Origin of the sequence: Mesorhizobium sp. LMG 17147 (genome assembly GCF_024297145.1) — a bacterium.
Lineage (GTDB): Bacteria > Pseudomonadota > Alphaproteobacteria > Rhizobiales > Rhizobiaceae > Mesorhizobium.
In genome coordinates this window covers 357,855-371,999 of record NZ_JANCTC010000003.1, presented here as the reverse complement: position 1 = coordinate 371,999, position 14,145 = coordinate 357,855, and the positions used below count along the sequence as shown (strand labels likewise).

At 63.0% G+C, this 14,145-nt stretch carries 10 protein-coding genes and 1 pseudogene; 7 read left to right on the top strand and 4 right to left on the bottom strand.

Annotated elements, in window-relative coordinates; all coding sequences use genetic code 11:
- A pseudogene (locus NMG46_RS09455) lies at positions 1–833 on the top strand (IS630 family transposase); the annotation flags it as partial.
- Positions 834–839: 6 nt separating this feature from the next.
- Here the strand turns inward: NMG46_RS09455 and NMG46_RS09450 are convergent.
- Positions 840–7,226, bottom strand: a complete 6,387-nt coding sequence (locus NMG46_RS09450; RefSeq protein ID WP_254817398.1) for a kinesin — start codon at positions 7,224–7,226, stop codon at positions 840–842.
- Between the two features lie 283 nt (positions 7,227–7,509).
- Between NMG46_RS09450 and NMG46_RS09445 the strand changes: the two genes are divergently transcribed.
- The 3 genes from NMG46_RS09445 to NMG46_RS09435 all read left to right on the top strand — a co-directional run bounded on the left by NMG46_RS09445 (position 7,510) and on the right by NMG46_RS09435 (position 9,407).
- The gene (locus NMG46_RS09445) at positions 7,510–7,878 is read left to right on the top strand and encodes an Hpt domain-containing protein (RefSeq protein ID WP_254817406.1); all 369 of its coding nucleotides are present in this window, start codon (positions 7,510–7,512) and stop codon (positions 7,876–7,878) included.
- Between the two features lie 97 nt (positions 7,879–7,975).
- Positions 7,976–8,296: a 2Fe-2S iron-sulfur cluster-binding protein gene (locus NMG46_RS09440; RefSeq protein WP_254817397.1), complete on the top strand. Its 321-nt coding sequence runs from the start codon at positions 7,976–7,978 to the stop codon at positions 8,294–8,296.
- Between the two features lie 82 nt (positions 8,297–8,378).
- On the top strand, positions 8,379–9,407 hold the full coding sequence (locus tag NMG46_RS09435; RefSeq protein ID WP_254817396.1) for an NAD(P)/FAD-dependent oxidoreductase: 1,029 nt from the start codon (positions 8,379–8,381) through the stop codon (positions 9,405–9,407).
- 27 nt (positions 9,408–9,434) lie between these two features.
- Here NMG46_RS09435 and NMG46_RS09430 read toward each other — a convergent pair whose 3' ends face one another.
- Together NMG46_RS09430 and NMG46_RS09425 are read right to left on the bottom strand one after the other, a co-directional pair.
- The gene (locus NMG46_RS09430) at positions 9,435–10,916 is read right to left on the bottom strand and encodes an MDR family MFS transporter (RefSeq protein WP_254817395.1); all 1,482 of its coding nucleotides are present in this window, start codon (positions 10,914–10,916) and stop codon (positions 9,435–9,437) included.
- A 225-nt stretch (positions 10,917–11,141) separates the two neighbouring features.
- On the bottom strand, positions 11,142–11,759 hold the full coding sequence (locus NMG46_RS09425; protein ID WP_254817394.1) for a DUF922 domain-containing Zn-dependent protease: 618 nt from the start codon (positions 11,757–11,759) through the stop codon (positions 11,142–11,144).
- A 96-nt stretch (positions 11,760–11,855) separates the two neighbouring features.
- Here NMG46_RS09425 and folP point away from each other — a divergent pair, with 96 nt between their 5' ends.
- The 3 genes from folP to folK are packed head-to-tail and all read left to right on the top strand — an operon-like array spanning position 11,856 to position 13,560.
- Positions 11,856–12,701 (top strand): dihydropteroate synthase, encoded by an 846-nt coding sequence (gene folP / locus NMG46_RS09420; RefSeq protein WP_254817393.1) that lies wholly within the window; start codon positions 11,856–11,858, stop codon positions 12,699–12,701.
- 3 nt (positions 12,702–12,704) lie between these two features.
- On the top strand, positions 12,705–13,064 hold the full coding sequence (folB, locus tag NMG46_RS09415; RefSeq protein ID WP_023674838.1) for a dihydroneopterin aldolase: 360 nt from the start codon (positions 12,705–12,707) through the stop codon (positions 13,062–13,064).
- A complete protein-coding gene (gene folK, locus NMG46_RS09410) occupies positions 13,048–13,560 on the top strand; it encodes a 2-amino-4-hydroxy-6-hydroxymethyldihydropteridine diphosphokinase (protein WP_254817392.1) in 513 nt (170 codons plus the stop codon). The genes folB and folK overlap by 17 nt, the downstream gene beginning before the upstream one ends.
- A gap of 24 nt (positions 13,561–13,584) precedes the next feature.
- Here folK and NMG46_RS09405 read toward each other — a convergent pair whose 3' ends face one another.
- Positions 13,585–14,133 (bottom strand): DUF924 family protein, encoded by a 549-nt coding sequence (locus NMG46_RS09405; RefSeq protein ID WP_254817405.1) that lies wholly within the window; start codon positions 14,131–14,133, stop codon positions 13,585–13,587.
- Positions 14,134–14,145 lie beyond the last annotated feature (12 nt).

The following is a 14,145-nucleotide window of genomic DNA, read 5'->3' as shown; positions in this document are numbered from 1 at the left end:
GTTGTTGCAGCGCCATCGGGCGACTGGCTCGGTTGCGCCTGGCAAGATGGGCGGACATCGCAAGAGGGTGCTGGAGCCGCACCGTGCCTTCATCGAGGCGCGTCTGCGTGAGACACCGCATCTGACGCTGCACGGTCTGAAGGATGAGTTGGCCGCACGCGGGGTCAAGGTCTCGCACAACGCGGTCTGGATGTTCTTGAGGCGCGAGGGCCTGAGCTTCAAAAAAAACGCTGTTCGCCCTTGAGCAGGCGCGCGCCGATATTGCCCGCAGGCGTCAGCGATGGCGCTCTTGGCAGGCCGGCCTCGATCCGCAGCATCTGGTCTTCATCGATGAGACCTGGATCAAGACCAACATGGCTCCGCTGCGCGGTTGGGGGCCGAAGGGCAAGCGGCTGCGCGGCTTGGCCCCGCACGGCCACTGGCGCACGCTGACCTTCCTCGGCGCGCTACGCTGCGATAGGCTCGCGGCACCTTGCGTCTTCGACGGCCCGATCAACGGCCAATGCTTCCGCGCCTATGTCGAGCAACAGCTCATCACCGTGCTGAAGCCCGGCGATATCGTCATCATGGATAATCTGGGAAGCCATAAGTCGGCCGCCATCAGACAGATGATCAAGGCCGCCGGCGCCAGGCTTTGGTATTTGCCGCCCTACTCTCCCGACCTCAACCCGATCGAGCAGGCCTTTGCCAAGATCAAACACTGGATGCGCCAAGCGCAGAAGCGTACCGCCGAGGACACTTGGCGCCACATCGGCCACCTCGTTGAAACGATCGAGGCAACCGAATGCAACAACTACTTCGCAAACGCCGGCTACGCTTCCGTCAAAACGTGAAAGACTCTAGTGAAGGCGGCCGCTGGCGTGTGCCAGCATCGTGTAGACCTTGCCGGTATCCGAGGTCAGGTAGGTCTGTGCCATGATGTTGTCGCGGTCGTTGCGCGACACGTCCTTGAGCAGCTTTTCGAAATCGTCGCAGTAACGATCGACAGCAGCTCGGAACTCCGCCTCCGACTGATATTTGCGGCGGATCTCGTCGAACGTCTGCTGGCCCTTCAGCGTGTAAAGTCGGCGCGTGAAGACGTCGCGCTCGCCGCGCCGGTAGCGGTTCCAGAGCTCGATCGAGGCATCGTGATCGATGGCGCGCGCGATATCGACCGAAAGCGAGTCCAGCGATTCCACGACATGAAGCGGCGAACGCGCAGCGGGAGCAGGGCGCGGCGCTTCGGCGGGCACCGCCGGCTTGGCGTCGTCTTCGCGCGATGCACCGGTCAGGAGGTCGCGCACCCAGCCGCCTTGCGGCGTGCGGCCGTTGGGGTCGCGCTGGCGTGGCGCTTGGTCTGCGGGACGTTCGAGGTCGAGCGTGCCGCGCAGCGCCGCCTCGCCCGAAGGCGCCTGCGGGGGACGGCGCTGTTCTGGAGCCGGAGCCGGGCGACGTGGCGGCTCAGCGGCGCGTGCGGCAGGCGCTTGCGGCGCCGGACGCAGGTTGCGCTGTTCCGAACTGTCGGCGCTACGGCCAGATTTCGCAACGATTTCAGAAAGTTCCTTCAGCGCGTTGATCTGCTCTGAAACGGCACGGCGGATAGCCGTGGTCGATTCCTTTGCCTCTTCCGGCATCTCGATGACGCCTTTCTTGAGCTCGGCGCGGGTGAGGTCGAGCTCGCTCTTGATCGAGCCGGCGGTACGCCGCATCTCCTCGGTCGCATCGGCAAAGCGCTTGGTGGCCGAATCGACCACTTCGGAAATCGCGGTACGGATCTTGTCGGCGGATTCCAGCGTCTTGCCTTCGGCGTTCTGCAGCGTTTGGCCGACCAGATTCTCGAACGAGCGCATGACCCTTTCGAGATCTTCCGATTTCTTGACAAGGCCGACGGCGAGGTCCTCCAGCGACGATTGCCTTTCGAGCGTGTGCTCGAGATTGCTCTGGGCCGAGCTCAACAGGTCCGAGGCGCTGGAAAGCAACCGGCTGTGCTCGTCGAACTTGGTGGCGATGGAAGCAACCTCGCGCAAGGTCGAGGACGACAGCTCGGTGAGCCGCGTCGTGTTCGAATCGACCAGGCGCGCCGAACTGGCGAAGGTCTGCGCGGTCTTTTCCGTGGTCGCTGCGAAGCTTTGCGTGCTCCCGGTCAGGCGTTCTTCAACCTGGCCGAGATTGCCCGCCGCCTGCTCGATCAATTGACCGAGCTGCGAGCTGGAGGTGGTCATGCGGCCGATGAGGTCGGCAACGCTGTCGGCAAGCGTCGAGCGCGCGCCTTCGACGGCCGACAGGGTTTCGGCCGTGCGGCTGGCGAGGGCGTCGACGAGGGCGGCGTTTTGAGTGCGCAGCTTCTCGGTCGCACGTTCTGTGACCTCTTCCATGCTCTTTTGCAGCTCGGAGCCGCCCTGGGCAAAGCGCTCGACCAGCGGCCGTGCCGTCTCGTCCAGGATTTTCGATATTTCGGCCGAACGTGCCGCAAGCATCGTATTGAGCTCGCGAGTATTGGCACCGATGGTCTTTGCAGCGTCATTGGTGCTCTGGCCGATATGCTGGCCGACCGCGGTGAAGGTTTCGGCGATCGTGTTGGCACGCGAGACCAACTGCGCCTCGGCGTTCGCGACCTGCTCGTTGAGCTTTTGGCCCATTGTCTCGGCGGAGTAGGCGAGGCGGTTCTCGACGCCGGCGACCTGCTCCTCGACGCGGGCCGCTGTGGCAGCCGCACTCGATGCCAGGCGTTCATCGGCACCGGCAAGCACCTGCTCGATTTCACGGGCATGGACGGCGAGTTCCTGGCCAGTCTGCCTGGCGCGCTCGGCAACCCGCTGCTCGGTGCTGGTGAAGGCGCCGACAATGGTGTCGGCATGTTCGCCGATGGCGGTTTTGCTGTCGGCGATACGGGATACCAGGCGATGATCCGCCTCCTCGAAGATGCGGCCGATCTCGGACGCACGCGCCGAAAGTGCTTCGGAGCCTTCGGCAATGCGCGAAATAAGTTGCTGGTCGGCGGCATCGAAAATGCGACCCAAATCCGACGCGCGTGCCGCGAGCGCTTCGGCGGATTCGCCGATGCGCACGCCCAGCCGCTCGTCGGCCGTTTCGAAATTGCGCAGGATGTCGCCGGCACGTGCCGCCAGCGACTGGGCCGTTTCGATGGCGCGAGAGACAAGCCTGTGGTCCGCCGCGTCGAAGGTGCCGGCAATCTCACTTGCTCTGGCTGCCAGCTGATCGGCCGTTTCCTGGGCGCGCGCGAGCAAGGTGTTCGACGTGTCGTCGACGCGGGCAATCAGTGCGCTCGACGTATCCTCGGCGCGCGCGGCAAGGCGACGATCCGCCTCTTCAAAGGTGCGGGCGATGTCCTCCGCCCTGGCGAGCAGGGCAGCCGAGGTCTGTTCGGCGCGCTCGGCGATCTTGCGGTCGGCATCGCTGAATGCCGCGCCCGCCTGCTCATGCAGCGCGCTCGTGACTTCCAGGACCTTCTCGCGCAGCGCCCCGGCGACGAAGACCGCGCTTCTTTCGAGCACACTGCGAACGTTGTCGACACCCGTCGACAGCGCCCGCTCCATGGTGCTGGCGCGCTCCTCGATGATGCCTGTCTGCCGGCTGAACGCCTGCTCGATCTTTTCTACGTCGGCAGCGATTGCATCGGAGATGTCGGTGCTCCTGGCGGCGATCTGGTCGATATGGCCGGACAGCGAACGGTCGACATCCTTGCGCGTTTCGGCGAGCCTGGAGAGATCGTCCTGCAATGCGCGGGTCAGCATGTCGCGGCCCTCGCTCAGTTTGCCGACATGACCGGCGACGATCTCGTCGACCTCGCTGCGGCTCATTGCAAGCCTCTCCAGGTCGGCTTCCAACGCGCGCCTGAGGATGTCGCGGCCTTCCGCCAGTTTCTCGACCTGGCCGGCAACCAGCCCATCGATGCTCGAACGGCTTTCGGCCAGCTTGGCGAGATCGTCCTCGAGCGCCTTCGACAGGGTCGAGCGGTCCTGGACGAGCTTCTCTGCGTGGGTTGCGACAAGGCTGTTGACGTTGCCGAGATCGGCTTCCAACGCACGCGAAAACTGCGCGCGATTATCGGTCAATAGCTGCGACTGATCGGCGATGGCGCCCCTGATCGTGTTGAGATCGGCCTCCAAGGCGCGCTTGAGGATATCGCGGCCTTCGGCCAGTTTCTCGACCTGGCCGGAAACCAGTCCGTCGATGCTCGAGCGGCTTTCGGCCAGCTTGGCAAGATCGTCTTCCAAGGCGCGCTTGAGGATGTCGCGACCCTCGGCCAGCTTCTCGACCTGGCCGGCGACCAGCCCGTCGATGCTCGAACGGCTCTCTGCCAGCCTGGCAAGATCGTCCTCGAGCGCTTTCGACAGGGCCGAACGCTCTTCGGTAAGCTTGTTCATATGTTCGGAGACGACGCCCCGCACGGTCTCGAGATCGGTCTCCAGTGCCCGCGACAGCTGACCACGGTCTTCCGCCAGCTTTTCGGACTGGCTGGCGATGACGCCCTTGACAGTGCTCAGATCGGCTTCGAGCGCACGCTTGAGGATGTCGCGGCCCTCTGCCAGCTTTTCGACCTGGCCGGCAACCATCACATCGATGCTCGAGCGGCTTTCGGCCAATTTGGCGAGATCGTCTTCGAGCGCCTTCGAAAGGGTCGAACGGTCTTCGGCAAGCTTGTTCATGTGATCGGAGACAACGCCCCGCACAGCCTCCAGGTCGCTCTCCAGCGCCCGTGACAACTGGCCACGGTCTTCCGCCAGCTTTTCAGACTGGCTGGCGATGACGCCCTTGATCGCGTTCAGGTCCGATTCAAGTGCGCGCTTGAGGATATCGCGGCCTTCCGCCAGCTTCTCGACCTGGCCGGCAACCAGCCCATCGATGCTCGACCGGCTTTCGGCCAGCTTGGCAAGATCGTCCTCAAGCGTCTTCGAAAGCAGGCTGCGGTCATCGGCGAGCCTGCCAGAATGATCAGCGATCAGACTCCTGATGTCGGACAGGTCGTTATCGAGTGACTGGGAAAGGCCGCTGCGGTCTTGCGCCAATTTCGCCGAATGCGCCTCGATGAGGCCATTGATGCCGGCGATGTCGGCTTCCAGCGCACTGGCGAGTATGGCGCGACCCTCGGCGATCTTTTCGACCTGACCGGCGACGAGGCTGTCGATGGCGGCGCGATTCTCTGCCAACTTGCCGAGGTCGGCCTCGAGCGCGCGCGAAAGGATGCTGCGGCCTTCGGCGAGCTTGCCGACGTGCCCGGCAACCATTTCATCAATTATCGTACGAGCTTGCACGAGTTTTCCGGAGTCTTCGTTCAAGGCCTGGGCCAGCCTGTTGCGACCCTCTTCAAGGCTTTCGAGATGGCTGCCCAGTGAAGCGTCGATCGCTGCGCGCGATTCGTTGACCTTGCGCAGATCCTCCTCAAGGGCGCGCGAGATAAGGCTGCGGCCTTCGGCAAGCTTCTGCACCTGGTTGGCCACCGCTGCGTCGATTTCGGCGCGACCCTCGGCGAATTTCGCCAGATCGGCCTGCATTGCCGCCGCCATCCGGTCGCGGCTTTCGGAAAGCTTGCGGCTATGGTTTTCGACGGCTTCCTCTATGCCGGCGCGAGCATCGGCAAGCCGCTGGATGTCCGTGTCGAACGAACGCGATACGACATGGCGTGCCGCTTCCATGCGCCCGGCGAAATCGCCGGCGCGGGCTTCAAGCATGGTCGAGGTCGATGAAATGATGTCGGCCATGTCGGCACCGATCTGGGTCTTGCCCTGATCGATCATTGCCGACAGCGTCTCCTTGCTATCCTGGAAGGTGTGGGCGATTTCGCGCGCGCGCTCGACCAGCGTCTCGTTGATCTGGCGTGCGCGAGCCTCCAGCGCGGCGTTGAGCTTCTGCGTGCCGGTGTCGAGCGCCTCGGCGCGGGTCTGGAACTCGCTGATCAGCGCCTGGCCACGTTCGGCAAGCGTCCGCTCGATGCCGTTGAGGCTGGCTTCGAATTCCGAATTGAGTGTGCGGGCGGCGCCGCCGAGCAGCGACACCATGCCGCTCGTGCGGTCGTCGAGCAGGTCGGTCAGCGACCGCGTCAGGCCATCGGTGGTGTCCGTCAGCTTGGCGATGCGGGTGTCGAGCAGGCTGGCGAAGGCCTCGCCCGACGTCGACAGCCGATCGGTGATCGATTCGAGCCGGCCCTCCACCGAATCGAAGATCGACATCGAGCTTCCGTTGATCCTGTCGATCAGCGTGTCGCCGGATTCGTTGATCGTCATCGACAGCTTGGTCGAGGCATTGAGAATGCTGTCGCGAATGATATCGCTGGCGGCGTTGATCTCGTCTTTCAGTGTCTCGTGGGCGCCGGTGATCGAGGCGCGCACGCGCTCGGCATGGGTGACGACTGCTTCGCGCTCGCTGCCCAGCCCATCGACCAGCGAGCGGATGCGGGACTCGTTCTCTGAATAGGAGCGCTCGATCTGGTTCACCTCGCTGTGAACCAGCGTTTCGAGCTCGACGGCACGCGCAAGCGTGCGTTCGATGCCTTCGCCCATGGCTGCTACCTCGCGGCGAACCGCTTGGCCGATCATCATGACGCGATCCTGGGCAAGATTTTCCGGCTCGGCCAGACGGAAGGCCACCTCGGTCATCGACTGCGCGGCAAGGCGCATCTCCTGAGCGCGGCGAATCATCACTGCGAATGCCCAGAACAGGATGACGGGCACGATTGCCGCGACCGCCAGGCCGATCAGCTCGGGACGGGCGAAAAACTGATCGAAGGTGCGGATGTTCCAGATGCCAGGTCCGAACAACAGGTTCGCAAGGCCGCCAGCGCCGGCGATCCAGGCCAGCGAAACGAAAGCCACGACCCAATAGATCGTGTTCGAAGCGCGCCGATTGAGGGTGTGCAGGAGCGTCTTATAGTCTTTTTGACGATCGTCGTTGGCCGGCGAGAAAGCTGCCGGCTGCGAGCCATTGCGCGTTGTGACAGGACGCAACTCAGCCGGCTTGGCCTTTGGCGCGGAATTTGCGTTCTGGCTTTGATTGGCGGCTGGTGCCGCGCTCTGGGTCTGGTCCGGGGCAGGCGGTTCGTTCTGGCTGCGACCTTCGCGCGCCAGCTCGTCGGCGGCTTGCGATATTTGCGCTTCCAGATCTTCCATGGATGCCGCCATGTCGAAGTCGCCGCCGGCATCGCCGCTCAGGTCGATATCGAGTGCCTTTTCGAGTTCCCTGGCTACGTCGCTGTCGAGCGTTCTTGTCGTCGTTGGTTTCTTCGCCATGCCTTCGCTACCCTGTACAAGCTGCCGCGGGACTTATGGTTCTGCTTATTGATTCTGCCTAGCGTGTCCCGCGCAGGAGGCTGAAAATGGACCTGTCGTATCGTAATGACACAGCCGGGTAAAGAAAACATGCATTCCGCCCGATACGTAAAACTTTAAATATAAGGTTAACACAGCCGTGATTCCGGCGCCGTTATCGCGACATTTTTCCGGGCCAATCATTAACCCGTTGTCCACCGGATACGCCTAGTTTTTGCGGGTCGAAGAACGGAGTCTCAAAGTGATACGTGGCGAAAACGGCATTGCCTTCTCGATGCCCGGCGGCGATGTGTCGGGGACAGCCGGGGCGCGGCCGATCGACCTGGGGCATCTTGCGCGCCAGACGATGGGCGATCGGAGCCTCGAGCAGGAGGTGCTGGCTCTGTTCGTGCAGCAGGCGCTGTCGGTGCGCGACAAGATCGTCGATGCGGATGTGGGGCAGCGGCTGCTATTGGCACACGGGCTCAAAGGCTCGGCGCGCGGGGTCGGCGCCTTCGCCATCGCCGATTGCGCCAGTGCGATCGAATGCCGGCCCGAAGACGCCGGCACGCTGAAGCGGCTTGGCTCGCTGATCGAAGAAGTGCGCGACTTCGTCGCCGCCATCAGCCGATAGCACTTATTCCCGAAATGCCACACAGCGGCGCTTTGGCGCCGCAGTTGACTTGTCCGGCAGAGTGATTATGTCGGCTCAGACTCCCTTCAGGTGACAAATGACCAAGCTGACCTTCATCGCCCATGACGGCACGCGTTTTGACGTGGATGCCGAAAACGGCTCGACCGTCATGGAAAATGCGATCCGCAATGCGGTGCCGGGAATAGAAGCGGAATGCGGCGGCGCCTGCGCCTGCGCGACCTGCCATGTTTATGTCGACGAAGCCTGGACGGCGGAGGTCGGCGAGCCGGAAGCCATGGAAGAGGACATGCTGGACTTCGCCTACGACGTCCAGCCGAATTCGCGGCTGTCATGCCAGATCAAGGTGCGCGACGCCCTCGACGGGCTGGTCGTGCGCGTGCCGGCCCGCCAGGGCTGAAGCCGATTTTTGCCGCTGCCGCTTGGCAGCGGACCAATGGTCATGCAGTGTCGCGCCGTTTTCCCATAAAGGCGCATGCTTCATGACCGCTATCATCAAGACAGACGTACTCATTGTCGGGGCAGGGCCTGTCGGCCTGTTTGCGGTATTCGAGCTCGGCCTCTTCGACATGAAGTGCCATCTGATCGACATACTCGACCGGCCCGGCGGGCAGTGCGCCGAACTCTACCCGGAAAAGCCGATCTACGACATTCCGGGCTGGCCCTCGATCTCGGCGCAAGGTCTGGTCGACAAGCTGCTTGAGCAGATCGCGCCGTTCAAGCCCGAATTCACCTATAACCGCATGGTTTCGGGCCTGGAAAGACTGGAGGACGGCAGCTTCCGCGTCACCACCGACGAAAACGAGGTGTTCGAAGCCAAAATCGTCGTGATCGCCGCTGGCGGCGGCTCTTTCCAGCCGAAGCGGCCGCCGATCCCGGGCATCGAACCCTATGAAGGCAAGAGCGTGTTCTACTCGGTGCGCCGGATGGAGGACTTTCGCGGCCATGACCTCGTCATCGTCGGCGGCGGCGATTCGGCGCTCGACTGGACGCTGAATCTGCAGCCAGTGGCCAAGAGCGTGACACTGGTGCACCGGCGGCCCGAATTCCGTGCAGCGCCCGACAGCGTCAACAAGATGTATGCCATGCAGGAGATGAAGCAGCTGGAATTCCAGGTCGGACAAGTGACTGGCCTGACCGGCGCCGACGGCCAGCTCGCCTCCGCCATCATCAAGGGACCGGAGGGCGATATCGAAGTACCGTGTACGCGGATGCTGCCATTCTTCGGCCTGACGATGAAGCTCGGCCCAATCGCCGAATGGGGCCTCAATCTCCACGAGAACCTGATCCCGGTCGACACCGAAAAATTCCAGACGTCGGTACCCGGCATCTTCGCCGTCGGCGACATCAACTGGTATCCCGGCAAGTTGAAGCTGATCCTGTCAGGCTTCCATGAGGTCGCTTTGATGGCGCAAGCAGCCAAGCGCATCGTCAGCCCCGGCGAGCGCATTGTGTTCCAGTATACGACCTCGTCGACCAGCTTGCAGAAGAAGCTCGGCGTGGTCGACTGACCCTCGCTGTATTTTTGTCGGGCCGGTCTACTCCGCCAACGCTGGGGCCACAGCCTCGGCATGGCCGCGAAGCGTTTTTTCCGGCATCAGCCAGAGCGTGATGAACGACAACAGCAAGGTTGCGGCCGCGGCAAGAAAGATCATCACGAACGGCATGGCCGAGGCAACATGGCCGGCCGGCTGCGTGCCTTCGCTCGCCAGCGGCAGGCCGTAGCCAAGGGCGACGGCACCAAGCATGGCGACGCCAAGCGCACTGCCCAGCGAGCGGAGGAAGGTGAGAACGCCGGTCGCCACGCCAAGGTGCATACGATCGACGGCGTTCTGGACCGAGACAGTGGCAACCGGAAAGGTCGTGCCTGTGCCCAGGCCTACGCAGGTCGTCAACACCTCGACGAGCAACAGTGAGGCATGCCCGGCGACCAGGCTGAGCACGCCGAGGCACAGGATCGAGAAAACCGTTCCGATCATGGCAATGCGTTTATAGTGGAAAAAGCGCGGGATCATTCGCGCGCTGAAGGTCGCACCGGCCACCGTGCCGAGCATCAGCCCAAGCAACGCGGTGCCCGATTCGCTGACCGACAGGCCGACGACCGATTGCAGGTAGACCGGCAGATAGACCGACAAGCCGACATTGGCGGCCTGCAGCAGGAACATCGACAGCGTCCCGGCGAGAACGATCGGATTGCCGAGCACTTCGAGCGAGATCAGCGGTTCGGCCGCACGCAGCAGCCTCAGCGCGAACGCGCTCCAGAACACCGCTGAGCCGGCGAGCAGTCCAAGGATTTCAGGCGACAGCCAGGGATACTCGCTGCCGCCCCAGTTCAAGGCAAGCAGCAGCAGCGAGGTGGCCGCGACCAGAAGCAGCGCGCCGAGGCCGTCGATGCGGTGATGTTTTGCGGCGATCGGCAGCTTCTTGAGCGGGTTGTTGATGATCGCCATCGCCAGCAGGCCGAGCGGAATGTTGATCCAGAAGATCAGCGACCAATGCAGATGTTCGGCGAAGGTGCCGCCGAGCAGCGGCCCGGCGATGCTGGCGACGGCCCAGGTGCCCGAGATCCAGGCGGCGTAGCGAGCCCGCTCACGCGGCGGCACGAGGTCGCCGATCACGGTCTGCGTCAGGGCGAACAGCCCGCCGCCGCCGGCGCCCTGGATCGCCCGGCCGACAACCAGGACCAGCATGTTGGGGGCGGTGGCGCTGACCAGCGAGCCGGCGAGAAAGATCAGGATTGCAGCATAGACGGTGGGCCGGCGACCATAAATGTCGGAGATCTTGCCGTAGAGCGGCGCCACGGCGGTCGCGGTCAGAAGATAGCCGGTCACGATCCACGGCAAATACTCGGCATGCCCGAGCAGACGTGCCATCGTCGGCATCGCCGGCGCGACGATGGTCTGGTCGAGCGCTGCCAGCAGCATCGACAAAAGCACGCCGCCGATGATGGCGTTTTTCTCGGTTTCGGTCAGCGGCGTGCTGGTTTCCACCATCGCTTGCTTGTCGATAGCCTGGTCCATATCCATTCATCCCATTACGCTTGGGTGCACGTCCGCGAGGCGCTGGACTGCGTCGAGTGTACAGATTGGCCGTGTTCTCGTGCCTTTGAGATGAGCCCTGCGAACTCGATATATGTCGTTCGCTATAGGCCGATTTCGACAGCGGCTCGAAAGTTTTTCGAAGCTGGCACCATGTTTCGGCAAAATTGGCTTTGGTCCAAATTGGCTTTTCCGACGACGCGAAGTTCAGCCGGGAGCGAGTCGGCCGTTCTCAATGCGCTCGATGCGGTAATTCAAGAGCCGCAGGATGCGGCTTTGGAAATTGACGCTTTCCACACGATCGAAGCGCATCTGCTCCTGGTCGTGCTTGGCGAGCATGGCCGCCGTTATTTTTGCGGCCTTGGCCTTGGCCAGTTCGCAGGTCTTTTCCGGGTAGCTCGCCTTCAAGGCGTCTTCGAGTTCGCGGCCATGGTTCTTGGCAATCTCGACGTGGCGTTCCTCATGGCGCTTGATGTCGGCGGACAACGTATCCCAGAACAGCCTGACGCCTGCATCGGCTTTCCGCGGGCGGCGCCACTGCGGAAGGATCACCTTGACCTTGACGGTGACGACAGCGTCGGCAATCCAGCACGAGCCCGGCTTTTGCGCATAGCTGACGCGGGTGGTGAACGCCATCTGGGTAGCGCCTGGATGCCGCGACCCGGTGCTTTTCACCCGAGGCCCGAGTTTCGACAGCTGGGTCTCGATGTCGTCGAGTGTCCTGCCGCCGATCGGGAAATAACTATATGTCTTGACGAGAGTTGCAGCGCTGGCCGGGAATGCGGTCAGGGCGAGCATCAGGGCGCAAAGGAAGGATCGTTTCATCGTGTTGCCTCTTTGCCCACCTTGCTTTACCGCCGTCTCCGGCGCAACGGAATTGATCCCCGGCCACGCCGCGGGATCGGACATGGTTGATGGGCAATGATGACAGGGCGATGGCAGTTGGCCCACGGACGCCATCTCGACATTGGTGGCAAGGCCGTGGTCGTCGGCATCCTCAACATCACGCCGGACAGTTTTTCCGACGGCGGCCTGTTCGATGCGCCTGAAAGAGCAGTTGACCAGGCGCGCCGCATGGTCGGGGAGGGGGCCTCCGTCATCGACATCGGCGGAGAATCGACACGTCCCGGGGCGTCTGCGATCTCCGCAAAGGAAGAGCAGGCTCGCATATTGCCGGTCATCGAGGCGCTCGCGACGTCTGGCGGAACGCTGATCTCGGTCGATACCTATCGCGAGGATACGGCCCGGCTCGCCGTCCAGGCCGGCGCACATATCGTCAATGACGTCTGGGGCCTGCAGCGCGAATCGGGCATTGCCCGCGTCGCGGCCGAAACCGGCGCCGGGCTTGTCATCATGCACACGGGACGGGATCGACAGAAACTGCCTGACGTGATTGCCGATCAGCTCTTCTTCCTCAGGAAGTCGCTGGAAATTGCGCGACGGAGCGGTGTTGCCGACGACCATATCGTGCTCGACCCGGGCTTCGGCTTCGCCAAGGAGACGGCCGCTGAAAATCTTGACCTGATGGCACGGTTTTCCGAGCTTCGTGCGCTGGGTTTTCCACTGATGGCCGGCACATCGCGAAAGCGCTTTATCGGCACCGTCACCGGCCGCGATGCAGCCGCAAGGGGCGCCGGAACCGCGGCCACCAGCGTCATCCTGAGGCTCAAAGGCGCGCATCTTTTTCGCGTCCACGATGTCGCAATCAACGTGGATGTGTTGGCCATTGCCGATGCTATGCTGGCGCGTGAGATCGGGGAAAGCTGAGCCATGTATGTCATCCGCATGAAAAACTGCGCCTTCTTCGCTCGGCACGGTGTGCTGGACGAAGAAGAGACGCTCGGCCAGCGCTTTTATGTCGATGCGGCACTCACGGTGGATCCCGGGCGGGCGCTGGTTGAGGATTCCATCGAGGACACCGTCAATTACGGCATCGCTTTTGCGGTCATCGAGAAGATCATTACAGGCGAGCGGCGCTTTCTGATCGAAGCGCTGGCGCTCGAAGTGGCGAGGGCGCTGACGGCGCGGTTTCCGCAGATAAAAAAGGCCGAGATCACCGTGCGCAAGCCGAATGCCCCGGTGCCGGGTGTGCTCGATCATGTCGAGGTGACCGTTGTCTGGCCAGAATAATACCGTCTATCTCAGTCTCGGCGGCAATCTCGGTGATCCGGCGAGGTCGATGGCTGCGGCACTGGGCATTCTGGATGCCGACGAGAGCACGCGCGTCGTTGCCGTTTCGTCGCTCTACCGCACGCCGCCTTGGGGCAAGCTCGATCAGCCGGATTTCCTCAATGCGGCGGCCGAAATCTGGACCGCGCTCGCACCGCGAGAGTTGCTGGACCTCTGCCTTGATGCCGAGCGAAAACTGAAGCGGGTGCGCGAGGAGCGCTGGGGGCCGCGCCTGATCGATATCGACATTCTGGTGTTCGGCGACCGCGTTATCCACGAGACCGGGCTGGAGGTGCCGCATCCGCGCATGCTGGAGCGCGCCTTCGTGCTGGCACCGCTGGCAGAAATTGCGCCGGAGCTCGTGGTCGACAGCAAGAGCGTGTCGGAGCGGCTGGCCGCAGTCAACACATCGGGCATTGAACGGCTGCCGTCAGGCCGGGATTGGTGGAAGGCCTGACGCTGCCGCCATCGGAGCCCGAAATCAGCCGGAAAACCCACCTCCGTCGAGGAACATTTGTTCGTCCGGTGTAGTCTCGCGGCCAAGCATCCTGTTTCGGTGCGGAAAACGGCCGAAGCGCTGGATGATGTCGCGATGCTCGATCGCATATTTCAGGTAGGATGGCGCCTTGGCGGCTGTAAGCTCCACCGATTTGAGCTGATCGGCGAGGTCCTCCGAATGCTCATAGGGCAGATAGAGAAAAACGCGGAGCTCTTCGTCGAGCGCCAGGTCATGGCCGTCAGCGATCGCCTTCCCGGCGAAATGCCGCGCCAGCGGGTCCGTGGCGTACATGTGGCCGGTGCCGCGAAAGCAGTTTCGCGGAAACTGGTCGAGGAGGATCATCAGTGCCAGCGACCCTTCGGCGTGTTCGGACCAGCCGTCGCATTCGCGGCCGGCGGCGGCGAAGTGCAGATCGAAAAACCGGGTGCGGAAGTCGGCATCAAAGGCGTCGTTCTTCTCGAACCATGCCTCCTCCCCGGCGTCGCGCCAGAATCTGGTGACGGAGAGAGCGCGCTCGTCCAGTTCGTTCATCATTCGCGTCAT